The organism is Kitasatospora sp. NPDC088351 (assembly GCF_040685575.1).
Lineage (GTDB): Bacteria > Actinomycetota > Actinomycetes > Streptomycetales > Streptomycetaceae > Kitasatospora.
In genome coordinates, this window is sequence record NZ_JBFBIL010000006.1 from 82,419 (window position 1) to 97,408 (window position 14,990).

General features: G+C 72.3%; 11 protein-coding genes and 1 pseudogene. 9 read left to right on the top strand and 3 right to left on the bottom strand.

Annotated features, from left to right (window positions below):
• Nucleotides 1–42 precede the first annotated feature (42 nt).
• Nucleotides 43–690, bottom strand: a complete 648-nt coding sequence (locus AB0P06_RS06730) for a hypothetical protein (RefSeq protein ID WP_363605577.1) — start codon at nucleotides 688–690, stop codon at nucleotides 43–45.
• Between the two features lie 344 nt (nucleotides 691–1,034).
• Between AB0P06_RS06730 and purN the strand changes: the two genes are divergently transcribed.
• On the top strand, nucleotides 1,035–1,694 hold the full coding sequence (gene purN, locus AB0P06_RS06735) for a phosphoribosylglycinamide formyltransferase (RefSeq protein ID WP_363605578.1): 660 nt from the start codon (nucleotides 1,035–1,037) through the stop codon (nucleotides 1,692–1,694).
• Nucleotides 1,691–3,268, top strand: a complete 1,578-nt coding sequence (purH, locus tag AB0P06_RS06740) for a bifunctional phosphoribosylaminoimidazolecarboxamide formyltransferase/IMP cyclohydrolase (RefSeq protein WP_363605579.1) — start codon at nucleotides 1,691–1,693, stop codon at nucleotides 3,266–3,268. Before purN ends, purH begins: the two co-directional genes overlap by 4 nt.
• A gap of 75 nt (nucleotides 3,269–3,343) precedes the next feature.
• Here purH and AB0P06_RS06745 read toward each other — a convergent pair whose 3' ends face one another.
• Nucleotides 3,344–4,105, bottom strand: a complete 762-nt coding sequence (locus AB0P06_RS06745) for an RDD family protein (RefSeq protein WP_363605580.1) — start codon at nucleotides 4,103–4,105, stop codon at nucleotides 3,344–3,346.
• 455 nt (nucleotides 4,106–4,560) lie between these two features.
• On the opposite strand from AB0P06_RS06745, the gene AB0P06_RS06750 reads away from it, so the two are divergent.
• From AB0P06_RS06750 to AB0P06_RS06775, 6 genes are all read left to right on the top strand, one after another.
• Nucleotides 4,561–5,415, top strand: a complete 855-nt coding sequence (locus tag AB0P06_RS06750) for a bifunctional methylenetetrahydrofolate dehydrogenase/methenyltetrahydrofolate cyclohydrolase (protein ID WP_350593833.1) — start codon at nucleotides 4,561–4,563, stop codon at nucleotides 5,413–5,415.
• Between the two features lie 20 nt (nucleotides 5,416–5,435).
• Nucleotides 5,436–5,864, top strand: a complete 429-nt coding sequence (locus AB0P06_RS06755; protein ID WP_363605582.1) for a DUF3017 domain-containing protein — start codon at nucleotides 5,436–5,438, stop codon at nucleotides 5,862–5,864.
• A gap of 202 nt (nucleotides 5,865–6,066) precedes the next feature.
• Nucleotides 6,067–7,059 carry a malate dehydrogenase gene (locus AB0P06_RS06760; protein WP_363605583.1) on the top strand — a complete coding sequence of 331 codons (993 nt, stop codon included), beginning with the start codon at nucleotides 6,067–6,069 and terminating at the stop codon, nucleotides 7,057–7,059.
• 131 nt (nucleotides 7,060–7,190) lie between these two features.
• Nucleotides 7,191–8,513 (top strand): hemolysin family protein, encoded by a 1,323-nt coding sequence (locus AB0P06_RS06765; RefSeq protein ID WP_363605585.1) that lies wholly within the window; start codon nucleotides 7,191–7,193, stop codon nucleotides 8,511–8,513.
• 30 nt (nucleotides 8,514–8,543) lie between these two features.
• Complete coding sequence (gene trpS, locus AB0P06_RS06770) at nucleotides 8,544–9,584, top strand: tryptophan--tRNA ligase (RefSeq protein ID WP_363605586.1); 1,041 nt, start codon at nucleotides 8,544–8,546, stop codon at nucleotides 9,582–9,584.
• The gene (locus AB0P06_RS06775) at nucleotides 9,584–10,135 is read left to right on the top strand and encodes a 2'-5' RNA ligase family protein (RefSeq protein ID WP_363605588.1); all 552 of its coding nucleotides are present in this window, start codon (nucleotides 9,584–9,586) and stop codon (nucleotides 10,133–10,135) included. Before trpS ends, AB0P06_RS06775 begins: the two co-directional genes overlap by 1 nt.
• A gap of 115 nt (nucleotides 10,136–10,250) precedes the next feature.
• On the opposite strand, the gene AB0P06_RS06780 is transcribed toward AB0P06_RS06775, so the two are convergent.
• Nucleotides 10,251–13,823 (bottom strand): bifunctional glycosyltransferase family 2 protein/CDP-glycerol:glycerophosphate glycerophosphotransferase, encoded by a 3,573-nt coding sequence (locus AB0P06_RS06780; protein WP_363605589.1) that lies wholly within the window; start codon nucleotides 13,821–13,823, stop codon nucleotides 10,251–10,253.
• Nucleotides 13,824–13,996: 173 nt separating this feature from the next.
• Here AB0P06_RS06780 and AB0P06_RS06785 point away from each other — a divergent pair.
• Nucleotides 13,997–14,983 (top strand): annotated as a pseudogene (locus AB0P06_RS06785) (glycosyltransferase); the annotation flags it as partial.
• Nucleotides 14,984–14,990: the final 7 nt, after the last annotated feature.

A 14,990-nucleotide genomic window follows, 5' to 3' on the forward strand; every position in this document is an offset into this window, starting at 1 on the left:
GCCGACCGCCCCGGCCGACCTGCCCCCTCGACGGGCCGCTGCCTACTCGCCCTTGGTGGCGATGTCCACGTACCACTTGGGCGCGAGCCGGTCGCAGCCCTGCTCGCCGGTCGCGGTGAGCGAGTCCCGGACGCAGGTGACGTAGTCGTTGTAGTACAGGCTGAGCCCGATCACGCAGGACACGAAGACCACCGTCACCGCCCCGGTGAGCACACCGCCGAGCGCCGCCGGGGTCAGCGGGTTCGGCGTGGCGGGCACGGCGGCGGCCGCGGTGGGCGTGCCGCCGGTGGTGGTGCCGGTGGCCGGCTTGGGCGCCCGCATCGCGTTGACGCCCCAGAGGATGGCGAGCGCGCCGACGAACAGCGCGACGTAGTAGATCCCGGCGATCGCGCAGACCAGCGACGCCATCCCGGCCAGGGCCGCGTTGCGGGCCCGGCGCTGGGCCGGGTCGCCGGGGTCGAGCCGGGGCTGCTGCGGCGCGGGCGGCCGGGGGTGCCAGCCGCCGCCCTGGTGGCCCGGGCTCCACGGGTGCGGCGGCGGGACCTGCGGACGCTCCTCGGAGGCCGCGTCGTCGGGTGCCTCCCCGCCCTCGGCGGGCGGGGGAGTGCGCGGCTGCCACGGCTGGTCCGGGGCATCCGCCGGCGGCGGCGCGAAGGGGTTGCGCTCGCCGGTGTTGTCACCGCTGCTCATGGTTCAGCCATTCCTTCTCGGTTCGTGGGGCAGGTGCCCACGCACCCTATGATCCCGCAGCCGCGCGTGGGCCGATTCGGGGGCCCGCGGTCGGGGTCCGGATCCGCGGTGGGTGGTCCGGAGAGATCCCCGTCTCAACTACGCGCGTAGCGCCGTCCGGGTGTTTCGGAGGCCGTCCGACCAGCCGTTATCGTGGTGACGGTCAGCAGCTCACCCAGGTTCCCGCGGGCCCGCGTCGCGGCGGGTTTCCCGGGTGTTCCCCCTCGCTCGACCTGCCGTTCGTAGTGGCCCCACCGCCGGTGGACGTACCAGCGGGCGGCCCCTGACCTACGGAGAATCGCGCAGTGGCCGCCGCCCCCGCTCAGCTCTTCCCGCCCCGCAAGCCCGGACCGGCCCGCCTGGTGGTGCTGGTCTCCGGTTCGGGCACCAACCTGCAGGCGCTGATCGACGCCGTCGCCGATCCGGCCTTCGGAGCGGAGATCGTGGCCGTCGGCGCGGACCGCGACGCCATCGCGGGCCTGGAGCGCGCGGACCGCGCCGGCCTGCCGACCTTTGTGCACCGGGTGAAGGACTTCCCCGACCGGGCCGGCTGGGACCGCGCGCTGACCTCCTCCGTCGCGACGTATGAGCCGGACCTGGTGGTCACGGCAGGCTTTATGAAGATCCTCGGCCCCGGGTTCATCGAGGCCTTCGCCGGACGGATCGTCAACACCCACCCCGCACTGCTGCCGTCCTTCCCCGGTGCGCGCGGCGTCCCCGACGCGCTCGCGTACGGAGTGAAGGTCACCGGCTGCACCGTCCACCTGGTCGACGCCGGAGTGGACACCGGGCCGATCATCGCGCAGGGCGTCGTGGAGGTCACCGACGCCGACCACGCCGATGGCGGCGAAGCGCTGCACGAGCGCATCAAGACTGTCGAGCGCAAGCTGCTCGTCGACGTCGTGGGCCGGCTGGCCCGCGAGGGCCACCGCATCGAGGACCGAAAGGTATGGATCCCGGCATGAGTGCCAGCTCCACCACCCCCCCTGTCTCCGAGAACATCCGTCCGATCCGTCGTGCGCTGATCAGCGTGTACGACAAGACCGGTCTGGAGGAGCTGGCCCAGGGCCTGCACGCCGCCGGGGTCTCCATCGTCTCCACCGGCTCCACCGCCGGCCGGATCGCCGCCGCCGGTGTGCCGGTGACCGAGGTCTCCGAGCTGACCGGCTTCCCGGAGTGCCTGGACGGGCGCGTGAAGACGCTGCACCCCCGCGTGCACGCCGGCGTGCTCGCCGACCTGCGCCTGGAGTCGCACCGCGCCCAGCTGGCCGAACTGGGCGTCGAGCCCTTCGACCTGGTCGTGGTGAACCTCTACCCGTTCAAGGCCACGGTCGCCTCCGGCGCCACCCCGGACGAGTGTGTCGAGCAGATCGACATCGGCGGCCCGAGCATGGTCCGCGCCGCCGCCAAGAACCACCCGTCGGTCGCCGTCGTGGTCGACCCGGCCCGCTACGGCGACGTCCTGAAGGCCGCCCAGGAGGGCGGTTTCGACCTGGCCACCCGCAAGCGCCTGGCCGGTGCCGCGTTCGCGCACACCGCCGCGTACGACGTCGCGGTCGCCTCCTGGTTCGAGGCCGGCTACGCGCCCAGCGACGAGCGGTTCCCCGAGTTCCTGGGCGCCACCTGGGAGCGGCAGAACGTGCTGCGCTACGGCGAGAACCCGCACCAGGGCGCCGCGCTGTACGTGGACGGCACCGGGGGCCTGGCCGGCGCCGAGCAGCTGCACGGCAAGGAGATGTCGTACAACAACTACGTCGACACCGACGCCGCCCGCCGCGCCGCGTACGACCACGCCGAGCCGGCCGTCGCGATCATCAAGCACGCCAACCCGTGCGGCATCGCGACCGGCGCCGACGTCGCCGAGGCGCACCGCAAGGCGCACGAGTGCGACCCGGTCTCCGCGTACGGCGGCGTGATCGCCGTCAACCGCCCGGTCACCGTCGAACTGGCCGAGCAGATCGCGCCGATCTTCACCGAGGTCGTCGTCGCCCCGGCGTACGAGGACGGCGCCGTCGAGGTGCTGGCCCGCAAGAAGAACCTCCGGGTGCTGCTCGCCCCCGAGGCACCGGCCAACCGCCAGGAGGTCCGCCCGATCTCCGGCGGCGTGCTGCTCCAGGACGCCGACCGGGTGCACGCCGCGGGCGACGACCCGGCGACCTGGACGCTGGCCACCGGCGAGGCGCTGACCGAGGCCGGGCTGGCCGAGCTGGCCTTCGCCTGGCGGGCCTGCCGGGCGGTCAAGTCCAACGCCATCCTGCTGGCCAAGGGCGGCGCCTCGGTGGGCGTCGGCATGGGCCAGGTCAACCGGGTCGACTCGGCGAAGCTCGCGGTCGAGCGGGCCGGCGAGCGGGCCAAGGGCTCGTACGCGGCCTCCGACGCGTTCTTCCCGTTCGCCGACGGCCTGCAGATCCTGATCGAGGGCGGCGTGAAGGCCGTGGTGCAGCCGGGCGGTTCGATCCGCGACGAAGAGGTGATCGCGGCCGCCGCCGAGGCCGGCGTGACCATGTACTTCACCGGCACCCGCCACTTCTTCCACTGATCCCGGTGACGGCGTGACAGAGCGGCCCGGTCCCCTCCGCGGAGGGGACCGGGCCGCTCTGTCGTGCGGTGCGCGTTACTTCTTGATCACCAGGGTGCCGGCGGCACGGTCGTGCCAGCCCTGCAGCTTCCCGGAGTTGTCGAAGAACGGCGACAGGTACACCAGCAGGGCGCCGATGTAGCAGAGGATGCCGCCGACGATCGGGATGATGAAGCGGATGAAGCCGCCGCCGACGCCGGGGTGCCCGCCGTTGCTCTCCTTGACGACCCGCAGGCCCATCGCCATCTTGCCGAGCGTGGCGCCCGCGAGGGAGACCATCAGCCACTCGTACAGCAGGTTGAACGCGGCCAGCAGCCCGAAGCCGATCAGGAAGGTCACCGCGATGCCGTTGGCGGCATCCTGGTTCTGGGCCACGCAGTCGTTGTACGCCGTCAGGTTGCCCGGGGTGTAGACGCAGTCCTTCTGGTCCTTGGCGATGCCCACCGCGCTGGCCAGGCCGAGCGCCGCCGCCAGCGCGAAGACCGCGCCGACCGCCGCGAAGTCGATCAGCCGGGCCAGGAACCGCTGGCCCATGGTGGCGATCTTCACCGTGCCCAGGTGCGCGATGTTGATGTAGCCGTTGTTGGCCTGGATGGTGCCCGGCATCGGCGCGTACCCGTACGCCTGCTGCTGCGGCGGCTGGGGGTAGCCGTATCCGGCGGCCGGCGGGGCCTGCTGGGGGTAGCCGTACCCGGCGGCCGGCGGGGCCTGCTGCGGGTAGCCGTACCCGGGCGGCTGCTGCGGCGGCGGCGGGGGCTGCTGGCCGTACGGGTTGTTCGGGTCGGACGGGTAGCTCATCGATGCCTCCGGGCAGGATGGGGACGTGGGGACGGGACAGCGGAGGACCCGGGACGGACCGGAGGGACGGACCACCGGCCGGACGGGACAGTAGCGGAGCGCACTGACAGGGCGGCGCGGATGCCCGGCGCCGGACGCGGCTCAGCGACGTGGGAACAGGAGCATCGACGGCCGCGGTTCTGACAACGCGATGCCGCGGTGGTCGGGCGGCACTGTCTGGTCTGGTCGGCTCACTGGTTCTTTCCCCCGGTTACGCCCCCGCCGGTGTTCCGTCGGCCCGTCACAGGGCCGGAAGCGGCGGGGAATGCCCGCATATCGTCAACCGGGCGGCCGGGCGATGTCCAGCCGTGCCCGCGCGCCGGACCGGACTGTGGCGCAACCGCAACGTGCTCAGCATGTCCGGTACCCGCCGGGGCCTGGCACGGACGGCCGCCCCGATCCGGGAGAATGGGCTCATGACTGCCCAGATTCTCGATGGCAAGGCCACCGCCGCCGCGATCAAGTCCGAACTCGCCGCCCGCGTGGCGGCCCTCAAGGCCAAGGGCGTCACGCCCGGCCTCGGCACCGTCCTGGTCGGCGACGACCCGGGCAGCCGCTGGTACGTCAACGGAAAGCACAAGGACTGCGCCGAGGTCGGCATCGCCTCGATCCAGCGCGAGCTGCCCGCCACCGCCACCCAGGAGGACGTCGAGAACGTCGTCCGCGAGCTCAACGCCGACCCGGCCTGCACCGGCTACATCGTCCAGCTCCCGCTGCCCAAGGGCCTCGACCAGAACCCGGTCCTGGAGCTGATGGACCCGGACAAGGACGCGGACGGCCTGCACCCCACCTCGCTCGGCCGGCTGGCGCTGGGCATCGAGGGGCCGCTGCCCTGCACCCCGCTCGGCATCGTCGAGCTGCTGCGCCGGCACGGCGTCGAGATCAACGGCGCCGAGGTGGTCGTGATCGGCCGCGGCGTCACCGTCGGCCGCTCGATCGGCCTGCTGCTCACCCGCCGGAGCGAGAACGCCACCGTCACCCTCTGCCACACCGGCACCCGTGACCTCGCCTACCACCTGCGCAAGGCCGACATCGTCGTGGCCGCGGCCGGTGTGCCGCACCTGGTCAAGCCGGAGGACGTCAAGCCGGGCGCCGCCGTGCTGGACGTCGGCGTCAGCCGCAGCGAGGGCAAGATCGTCGGGGACGTGCACCCGGGCGTGGCCGAGGTGGCCGGCTGGATCTCCCCGAACCCCGGCGGCGTCGGCCCGATGACCCGTGCCATGCTGCTCAACAACATCGTCGAGGCGGCCGAGCGCCGCGCCGGCATCTGACACCGGGGGAGCGGCCAGGCATGAGCGAACCCCGACCGGTGCGGACCCGGCGCAGGCCGCCGGTCAAGACCACCGGCACCCTGCCGCCCGAGGGCTCGGCGGCGGCCCTGGGCCGTGAACACGCCCTGCCGGTCCGCCAGTGGCCGATAACGCTGGTCCTGCTGGTGGTCGGCGCCGGGCTCGCGGTCACCTGGTTCGCCGACTTCAAGGACGGCTTCAAGTACGGGCTGCTGATCCTCGGCGGCGGTGTGCTGCTCGGCGCGGTGCTGCGGCTGGTCCTGCCCGAGGTCGGCATGCTGGCGGTGCGCAGCCGCTTCACCGACGTGATCGTGCTGACCTTCCTCGGCGTGTCGATCGTGCTGCTGACCCTGGTGGCCCAGCCCAACCCGTGGCTGGAGATGCCGTTGCTGGACAACATCGGCAACCTGATCGGCCGTCCCAAGCACTGAGCGGTCCGGCCCCAGGCGGCCCCCGCCCGGCATCCCGGGCGGGGGCCGCCGCCGTCTGTGACCTATCTGCCACGACCGCACCCGCGGCGTACGCTTCCCTTTGCGATAACCTGACGCCGGTCTCTCGATGTCGAGAGACCGTCCTCGGCTCCAGTGCGCCGGTGTGCCTGGGGCACCTGGCGATTTGCTGGAGAAGGTAGAAATGACCCGCACCCCCGTCAACGTCACCATCACCGGAGCGGCCGGCCAGATCGGCTACGCGCTGCTCTTCCGCATCGCCTCGGGCCACCTGCTCGGCGCCGACGTGCCGGTGAACCTGCGCCTCCTGGAGATCCCGCAGGGCCTCAAGGCCGCCGAGGGCACCGCGATGGAGCTCATCGACTGCGCCTTCCCGCTGCTGCGCGACATCAAGATCACCGACAACGCGGGCGAGGCCTTCGACGGCGCCAACGTCGCCCTGCTGGTCGGCGCCCGTCCGCGCACCGCGGGCATGGAGCGCGGCGACCTGCTGCAGGCCAACGGCGGCATCTTCGGTCCGCAGGGCAAGGCCATCAACGACCACGCCGCGGACGACATCAAGGTCCTGGTCGTCGGCAACCCGGCCAACACCAACGCCCTGATCGCCCAGCGCAACGCCCCGGACGTGCCGGCCGAGCGCTTCACCGCGATGACCCGTCTGGACCACAACCGCGCGGTCGGCCAGCTGGCCATCAAGACCGGCGCCACCGTGGCCGACATCAAGAAGGTCACCATCTGGGGCAACCACTCCGCGACCCAGTACCCGGACGTGTTCCAGGCCGAGATCGCCGGCAAGCCCGCCTTCGAGGCCATCGGCAGCGACCAGGCCTGGCTGACGGAGACCTTCATCCCGACCGTCGCCAAGCGCGGCGCCGCCATCATCGAGGCCCGTGGCGCCTCCTCGGCCGCCTCGGCCGCCAACGCCGCCATCGACCACGTCCACACCTGGGTCAACGGCACCGCCGAGGGCGACTGGACCTCGATGGGTGTCGTCTCCGACGGCTCCTACGGTGTCCCGGCCGGCCTGATCTCCTCCTTCCCGGTCACCACCAAGGACGGCTCCTTCGAGATCGTCCAGGGCCTGGAGATCTCCGACTTCTCCCGCGCCCGCATCGACGCCTCGGTCCAGGAGCTGACCGAGGAGCGCGACGCGGTCCAGGAGCTGGGCCTCATCTGAGCCCCGCCACCACGGAACGTCCGACGGCCCGCCGCCTCTCCGGAGGAGGCGGGCCGTCGTGCGGACCGGCCGCCGGCCGGTCCACGCGGCGTCCCGTCCCCGGCCGCCGGCCGGTCCTACACTGACCCGCTGTGACCGAAACCCTCGAGGACGCGGCGCTCGTCCTCGTCTTCATCATGCTGGGCGGGCTGTTCAACGTCGCCGAGATCTCGCTGATCTCGCTGCGCGAGGGCCAGATCAGATCGCTGGCGGCGCGCGGCACCCGCAGATCCGCCCGGGCCGCGCACCTCGCGGCCGACCCGAACCGGTTCCTGGCCGCCGTCCAGGTCGGCGTGACCTGCATGGGCTTCCTGTCCGCCGCCTTCGGCGCGGACACCCTGGCCGGCAAGGTGGCGCCGCTGTTCGTCCGGGCCGGGCTCTCCGAGGGCGTCGCCGACGCCCTCGCCCTGGTCGGGCTGACCCTGCTGATCAGCTACGCCTCGCTGGTGCTCGGCGAGCTCACCCCCAAGCGGATCGGCCTCCAGCGGGCCGACTCCATCGCCGTGCTCGCCGCACCGGTGGTGGACGTGATGTCGGTGGCGCTGCGCCCGGTGATCTGGCTGCTCGGGCACTCCACCAACCTGATGGTCCGCCTGCTCGGCGGCGACCCGGCGGCCGGGCGCGGCTCGATGAGCTCCGAGGAGCTGCGCGGCCTGGTCGCCACCAACACCGAACTCGGCAGTGACGAAAGGGCGTTGATCGCGGACGTGTTCTCCGCCGGGGAGCGCCAGCTGCGCGAGGTGATGGTCCCGCGCACCGAGGTGACCTTCCTGGACGCCGAACGCCCGCTGGCCGAGGTCCGCGAGCAGGCCGACTCCTCCCCGCACTCGCGCTACCCGGTGGTCGAGGGCAGCTACGACGCGGTGACCGGCTTCGTCCACGTCCGCGACCTCTACGGCGCCCGCGGCGAGCAGGCCGTGAAGGTCCGCGACCTGGCCCGCCCGGTCAAGCTGCTGCCCGGCACCAAACGGGTGCTGGCGGCGATGGGCGAGATGCGCCGTGAGGGCCATCACCTGGCGATCGTGGTGGACGAGTACGGCGGCACCGCCGGCATCGTCACCCTGGAGGACCTGGTCGAGGAGGTGATCGGCGAGATCCGCGACGAGTACGACTCCCAGGAGCCCACCACCACCCGCCGGCTGGCCGGCGGCGGCATGGAGCTGGACGGCCTGCTGAACCTGGGCGACTTCGCCGAGGAGACCGGCGTCGCCCTGCCCGAGGGCCCGTACGAGACGGTGGCCGGCTGCCTGGTGGCGGCGCTCGGCCGGCTGCCGGCCGACGGCGACCACGTCCGGATCGCCGACGGGGCCGACGGCGTCCTGCTGACGGTGGCGAAGCTGGAGGGCCGCCGGATCGCCCGGGTCAGGGTGAGTGCCGTCACACTGCCGGAACCTCCCGGGGCAGAGGTTTCCTGACCGGTCGGTGGAACTGGAACAATGACCCCCATGGTCAACGCAGCGGTCACTGGTCCGGTCAAGGACCGTCCCCGGGTGCTCTCCGGCATCCAGCCCACCTCCGGCTCGTTCCACCTCGGCAACTATCTCGGCGCGGTGCGCCAGTGGGTCGATCTCCAGGAGGCCAACGACGCCTTCTACATGGTGGTCGACCTGCACGCGATCACCGTCGAGCAGGACCCGGCGACGCTGCGCCAGAACACCAGGATCTCCGCCGCCCAGTTGCTCGGCGCGGGCCTGGACCCGGAGCACTGCACCCTGTTCGTCCAGTCCCACGTGCCCGAGCACGCGCAGCTCGCCTGGGTGATGAACTGCCTCACCGGCTTCGGCGAGGCCGCCCGGATGACCCAGTTCAAGGACAAGTCCGCCAAGCAGGGCAGCGACCGCACCTCGGTCGGCCTCTTCACCTACCCGGTCCTCCAGATCGCCGACATCCTGCTCTACCAGGCGGACGCGGTGCCCGTCGGCGAGGACCAGCGCCAGCACCTGGAGCTCACCCGCGACCTCGCGGAGCGCTTCAACACCCGCTACCGGCCCACCTTCACGGTGCCCAAGCCGTACATCCTCAAGGAGACGGCCAAGATCCTGGACCTCCAGGACCCGGGCGCCAAGATGAGCAAGTCCGCCTCCTCGGCCAAGGGCCTGGTGAACCTGCTGGACGACCCGAAGGCGAGCGCCAAGAAGTTCAAGAGCGCCGTCACCGACACCGGCACCGTCGTCTCCTACGACGAGGAGGAGAAGGCCGGCGTCTCCAACCTGCTGCGCATTCACTCCGCGCTCAGCGGCCAGTCGATCGACCAGCTGGTCGCGCACTTCGAGGGCCGGATGTACGGCGCCCTGAAGACCGAGCTGGCCGAGCTGTTCACCGAGTGGGTGACGCCCTTCCAGCAGCGCACCCACACCTTCCTGGACGACCCGGCCGAGCTGGACCGGGTGCTGGCGATCGGGGCCGAGAAGGCCCGCGCGGTGGCGTCGCAGACGCTGGAGACGGTGTACGACCGGATCGGCTTCCTCCCGGCCGCCAAGCGGTGATGCCGCTCGCGAGCCTGCCCGGTGGTGGCGACCTCCCCGAGGTCGTCACCATCGGCGTGTCCGTGAGCGTCCCGGATCCGTACGGCTCGGCGATCCAGGACGCGCGGGCCGGGCACGGCGATCCGCTGGCCCGGTCGATACCCACGCACGTCACGCTGCTGCCGCCGACCGAGGTGCCGGCCGCGCTGCTGCCGAAGATCGAGGAGCACCTGGCGGCGGTGGCCGCCGCGCACCGGCCGTTCCGGATGGTGCTGCGGGGCGGCGGCAGCTTCCGCCCGGTCTCGCCGGTGGTCTTCGTCCGGGTCGAGGAGGGCACGCAGGAGTGCCGGCTGCTGGAGGCGGACATCCGCTCCGGCCCGCTGGCCCGGGAACTGGCCTTCCCCTACCACCCGCACGTCACGGTGGCGCACGGCCTGTCGGACGACGTGCTGGACCAGGCCCACGAGCAGGCCCGGGCCTTCCAGGCGTCCTTCCCGGTGCCGGGGTTCGGCCTCTCCCGGTTCGACGCCGACGAGGTCTGGCGGCCCTGGCGGGGCTACTCCTTCGCCTGACCGGAGGCTGGCCCGCCCCGGATCCGCGAGCGTGTGGCCGGCCGCCGGAGAGCGCCGAGGCGCCCGACGCGGTCGTCGCGTCGGGCGCCTCGGAGGGTGCGGCGGAGCGCCGCCGCTACTCCTGCCGGAGCATGCCGTCCACCACGCGGGCGGCGGCCTGGCCGTCGTCCAGGTCGCAGTACGCCTCGCGGAACGCCGTGTACTTGCCGGCGTACTCGCCGGCCAGCTCGTCCACCCGGCCCAGCGCGGCGACCAGCTCCTCGGAGGTGGCCAGCAGCGGGCCGGGCGCCTCCGACTCGAAGTCGATGCTGAAGCCGCGCAGGTTGTCGCGGTAGTGCTCCAGGTCGTACGTGAAGAACAGCATCGGCTTGCCGGTCGCGGCGAAGTCGAACACCGTCGCCGTGTAGTCGGTGACCAGCACGTCGGCGACCAGCAGCAGTTCGGCCATGTCGGGGTAGCTGCCCACGTCCCAGATGTAGCCGTTTCCGGCGCCGGGGATCTGACCGCACATCACGCTGTGCCGGCGCACCAGCAGCACCTGGTCGTCGCCGAGGGCGGCCTTGGCGGCCTCCAGGTCGATCCGCAGGTCCAGCTGGTAACCGCCGTTCGGACGGCGGCGGTCCTCCCGGAAGGTCGGCGCGTACAGCACCACCTTCTTGCCCTCGGGCAGACCGAGCCGCTCGCGGACCTGCTCGGCGGTCTTCTCCCGGTCGGGGGCGAACAGCAGGTCGTTGCGCGGCGAACCGCTCTCCAGGATCTCGCCCTTGAAGTCGAACGCGCGGCGCAGCACCGGCGCCGCGAAGCGGCTCCCGGCGACCAGCAGGTTCCAGTTCGGGACCTCCTTGGCGACGCCCTTCAGGTAGTTGGCGTCGGTGAACCAGACCTTCTCGAAGTCGTACCCGATCTGCTTCAGCGGGCTGCCGTGCCAGGTCTGCACGACCACCTGGCCGGGGCGGCGGACGAAGAAGTCCGGCAGGTGCGCGCTGGTGACGATGTACTTGGCGGTGGCCAGCGCCTCGAACCACTCGGGGCTCCAGAGCCGGATCGCGCCGGTCGTCTGCGGCAGTTCGGCCTGCAGGTCGTCGCTGCCCCACAGGTGCTCCAGCGGCAGGCCCCGGCGGACCAGCTCCTCGTGGATCGCCCGCGGCGAGTCCGCGTAGAGCCCGCCGAGCGCGACGTTGTAGAGCACGGTGTCGCGCAGCGGGTGCCGGCGGGCGGCCGGGTAGTCGACACCGCGCAGCTGGCGCTGCCGGTAGCCGCTGCGCTCCTCGGGCAGCAGCGCGGAGTGCGACTCCAGCGAGAGGCCGTCGTAGTGGCGGCGCTCCAGCACGATCCGCTTGCCGCGCGACTCCACCTCCAGCGGCAGCGAGTCGAAGCACTCGGGCGCGATCAGCGCGGGCGACTGCGCGGTGATGCCGGCCTGGGCGCCGACCGGGCGGAAGAAGACGTCCCAGGTGCCCTGGGCGAGCGGCACCCGGCCGGCGAAGGAGGCCGTCGGCACCGGCGGCAGCGCGGCCCGGAACCGGCCGTCCGCGATCTCCACCGGGTACGCGTGCTCCTCCTCCCGCCAGTTGTGCCGGACCACCAGCTCCCAGCGGTGCGTGCCGGGCAGCGGGAAGGTGCCGCTGAGCAGGAAGCCGTCGGCGCCGCGGGAGGCGACCTCCTCCACCACCGGCTGCAGCAGCTGGTCGGAGAGCTGGAGGTAGCCGCCGGGGGAGGGCTTGGAGTACAGCGCGCGGCGCTCGTGGACCGGGGCCAGCGGGTTCAGCGCGAGGTGCAGCCGCTCGGGGGCGCTGCGGTCGTCCAGCGCCACCGGGACGGTGGAGCCGTCGGCGAGCAGCAGGGCGGTGTCCCAGCGGTCGCGGCTGCGCTCGTTGGCGACCGGGTCGAGCGCGGCCCAGGCCTCGCGGACGGCGGTCAGCTCGTCCACCGGGAAGGAGGTGCTGAACGGCTGGAGCATCCCGACGGGGGTACCGAGCTCCAGCGGGTACAGCAGCTCGCGGTCGGACTCGACGTGGGTGAGCTTGAACCGGGCCCCGGCGAGGTCCGGGCCGGAGCGGGCCGCGCCGGAGAGCTCCACCCGGCCGCCCTGTCCGGCCAGGCCGGTCACCCGGGCGCGCACGTTCTCCACCCGCAGGTAGACGTGGCCGTCGCGGACCCACGGCACGATCCGCACGTCCGGCTCGACCCAGTGCGCCGGGATGTACTGCGCGGTGTCGCTCCAGCCGGCCGAGATCCGGCCCTTGTAGACGCCGCCCTTGCCGGCGCCGGCCACCAGCACCCGCCAGTTGCCGTCCTTCCACTGGCCCCGCTGCTTCAGCCGCTTGGGGTCGATGCTGGCGGTGAAACCGGCCCAGTCGCAGTTGTACAGGTCGTGCTTGGAGCTGGCGGTGGCCTCCGGGCTGTACTGCGCCTTCGTCGGCACGGCCAGCACCCGGCGGCCCTTGGCCTCGCGCAGCACCAGCACCTTGACCATGTCGTGCCGGTTCTCGGCACCGAGCTGCTCCGGGTAGGCGTGCCCGGTCAGCTGGAGCCTGCCGCCGACCCAGGCCGACTCGTACAGCCGGCTGCGCATGACCAGCGAGTTGTCCAGCTTGAGGACGCCGGCCGGCACGCTCTTGCGCCCGCCGCGCAGGAACGGGTAGTCGGCGTACGGGCGCAGCAGGCCGCGCGCCGGAGCGCCGCCGTTGCTCTCGCCCTCGAACTTCATCTGCTCGACGAACTCGTCGATCCGGCCCTGGAGGGTCAGGTGGTACTTCAGCCGCAGCGGCGCGCGCAGCTTGCGGACGTGCTCGGGGCCGATCGCCCGGAGCAGCCGGCTGACGTGCTTGAGGTAGGCGTCCCGGTACTCCTTGTCGCCGTCCACGACGGACCAGAAGAACATCGGGATCTCCTCGACGAGGGTGTTCTCGTCGTAGGAGTGCAGGTACTGGGAGAAGCGCGGGTCGGTCTGCTTCTTCAGCCAGCCGCGGACCAGCTCCACCGAGGCCACCCGGTCGATCAGGCCCTTGGGGTTGGTGCGCATCTGCGTGATCGACATCTCGCCGACCTCGCGCTCACGCCAGTGGTAGATCGGCTCGGAGAGCACGTCCACGCTCTTGGCGAGGTAGTGGTGCGGCACGCTGACCGGGGCGTCCTCGTACAGGATGCCCTCGGGGTAGAGCAGGCCGGCCGCGTCGAAGAAGGAGCGGCGGTACACCTTGTTCCAGGCCGTGCGGTCGGTGACCAGCGCGGGGATCTCGGTGATGTGGGTCTTGAGCCTGGTCTCCTTGAACGGCTTCACATGGCCGCCGGACTGGTAGTAGCCCACCGCGCGGAACCGCAGCACGTTGCCGGTGGCGAAGTCGGAGCCGGTCTCGTCCAGCGTGTTGATCATCAGCTCGTACGCGCTCGGCGGCATCGAGTCGTCGCTGTCGACGAAGCAGAGGAACTCGGAGTCCGGGTCGATGTGGCGGATACCCGTGTTGCGGGCCGCGCCGAGGCCCTTGTTCACCTGGCGGACCAGGCGGAACCGGGAGTCCTTGGCCGCGTACGCATCGGCGAGCGCCGCGCTGCCGTCCTTCGAACCGTCGTCGACCATGACGCACTCGAAGTCCGTGAAGGTCTGGGCGGCGATCGAGTCGAGGCATTCGACGAGATAGCGCTCGACGTTGTAGATCGGAACGACGATGGAGAGGCGGGGAGCCATCGGCTACGCAGGCCTTTCTTGGGAAGGAGCGTGGCAGCCCGGTCGGGTCTGACCGCACTTTGAACCGGTGCGTACGTGCCCGTCGATCCTACCGTCCGGCCTTCCGGGCCCCCGGGCCGCCGGAGGCCGGACGCGATGGGCCCGGGCCGGGGCCCGGCCACTACGCTGTGCCCATGCCCCGCTTCAGCGTCATCGTCCCCGTCTACCAGGTCCAGGAGTACCTCACCGAGTGCCTCGACTCCGTGCTCGGCCAGGGCGGACCGGACCTCGAACTGATCGCGGTGGACGACCGCTCCCCGGACGGCTGCGGCGCGATGCTCGACGAGGCCGCCGCGCGCGACCCCCGCGTCCGGGTGCTCCACCTGCCGGAGAACGTCGGCCTCGGCCGGGCCCGCAACGCCGGCCTGGCGGTCGCCACCGGCGAGTACGTGGTCTTCCTGGACAGCGACGACACGCTCACCCCCGGCCTGCTGAAGGCCGTCGACGACCGGCTCGCGGCCGGCGGCGACCCGGACATCCTGGTCTACGACTACGCCCGCACCTACGCCGAGGGCCGGATCACCCGGGCCGCCTCGGCCCACGTCTTCGGCGCCGCCTCCCCGGAGGTCTTCGGCCTCGCCGCCCGCCCCGACCTGCTCGACCTGCTCCAGGTGGTCTGGAACAAGGCGTACCGCCGCGGCTTCATCACCGAACAGGGCCTCACCTTCCCCGCGGGCTACTACGAGGACACCCCCTGGACGTACCCGGCGCTGCTGGCCGCCGCGAGCATCACCCTGCTCGACCAGGTCGGGGTGCACTACCGCCAGCGCCAGGAGGGCGGCAACATCCTCGCCACCGCCAGCCGCAAGCACTTCGACGTCTTCGCCCAGTACGACCTGGTCTTCGCCTTCCTGGACGGCCGCCCCGACCTGGACCACTGGCGCCCGGTGGTCTACGGCCGGATGCTGCACCACCTCAACACCGTGGTCTCCAGGCCGGGCCGGATCCCGCCCGGTGACCGCCGCGAGTACTTCCGCCGGGCCGCCGCGCACTGCGCCCGGCTGCGCCCGGCCGGCTACCGGCCGCCGGCCGGGGTGGCCGGCCTGCGCACCGAGCTGCTCAGCCAGGGCCGCTACGGCACCTACCAGACGGTCCGCGCGCTCGGCCGGGCCCGCCGCCTGGTGGGCC

Bases quoted from the DNA above. Each gene is read 5' to 3' on its own strand.
- AB0P06_RS06730 (WP_363605577.1), bottom strand. From the start codon at position 690: ATGAGCAGCGGTGACAACACCGGCGAGCGCAACCCCTTCGCGCCGCCG.
- purH (WP_363605579.1), top strand. From the start codon at position 1,691: ATGAGTGCCAGCTCCACCACCCCCCCTGTCTCCGAGAACATCCGTCCG.
- AB0P06_RS06745 (WP_363605580.1), bottom strand. From the start codon at position 4,105: ATGAGCTACCCGTCCGACCCGAACAACCCGTACGGCCAGCAGCCCCCG.
- AB0P06_RS06750 (WP_350593833.1), top strand. From the start codon at position 4,561: ATGACTGCCCAGATTCTCGATGGCAAGGCCACCGCCGCCGCGATCAAG.
- AB0P06_RS06755 (WP_363605582.1), top strand. From the start codon at position 5,436: ATGAGCGAACCCCGACCGGTGCGGACCCGGCGCAGGCCGCCGGTCAAG.
- AB0P06_RS06760 (WP_363605583.1), top strand. From the start codon at position 6,067: ATGACCCGCACCCCCGTCAACGTCACCATCACCGGAGCGGCCGGCCAG.
- trpS (WP_363605586.1), top strand. From the start codon at position 8,544: ATGGTCAACGCAGCGGTCACTGGTCCGGTCAAGGACCGTCCCCGGGTG.
- AB0P06_RS06775 (WP_363605588.1), top strand. From the start codon at position 9,584: ATGCCGCTCGCGAGCCTGCCCGGTGGTGGCGACCTCCCCGAGGTCGTC.
- AB0P06_RS06780 (WP_363605589.1), bottom strand. From the start codon at position 13,823: ATGGCTCCCCGCCTCTCCATCGTCGTTCCGATCTACAACGTCGAGCGC.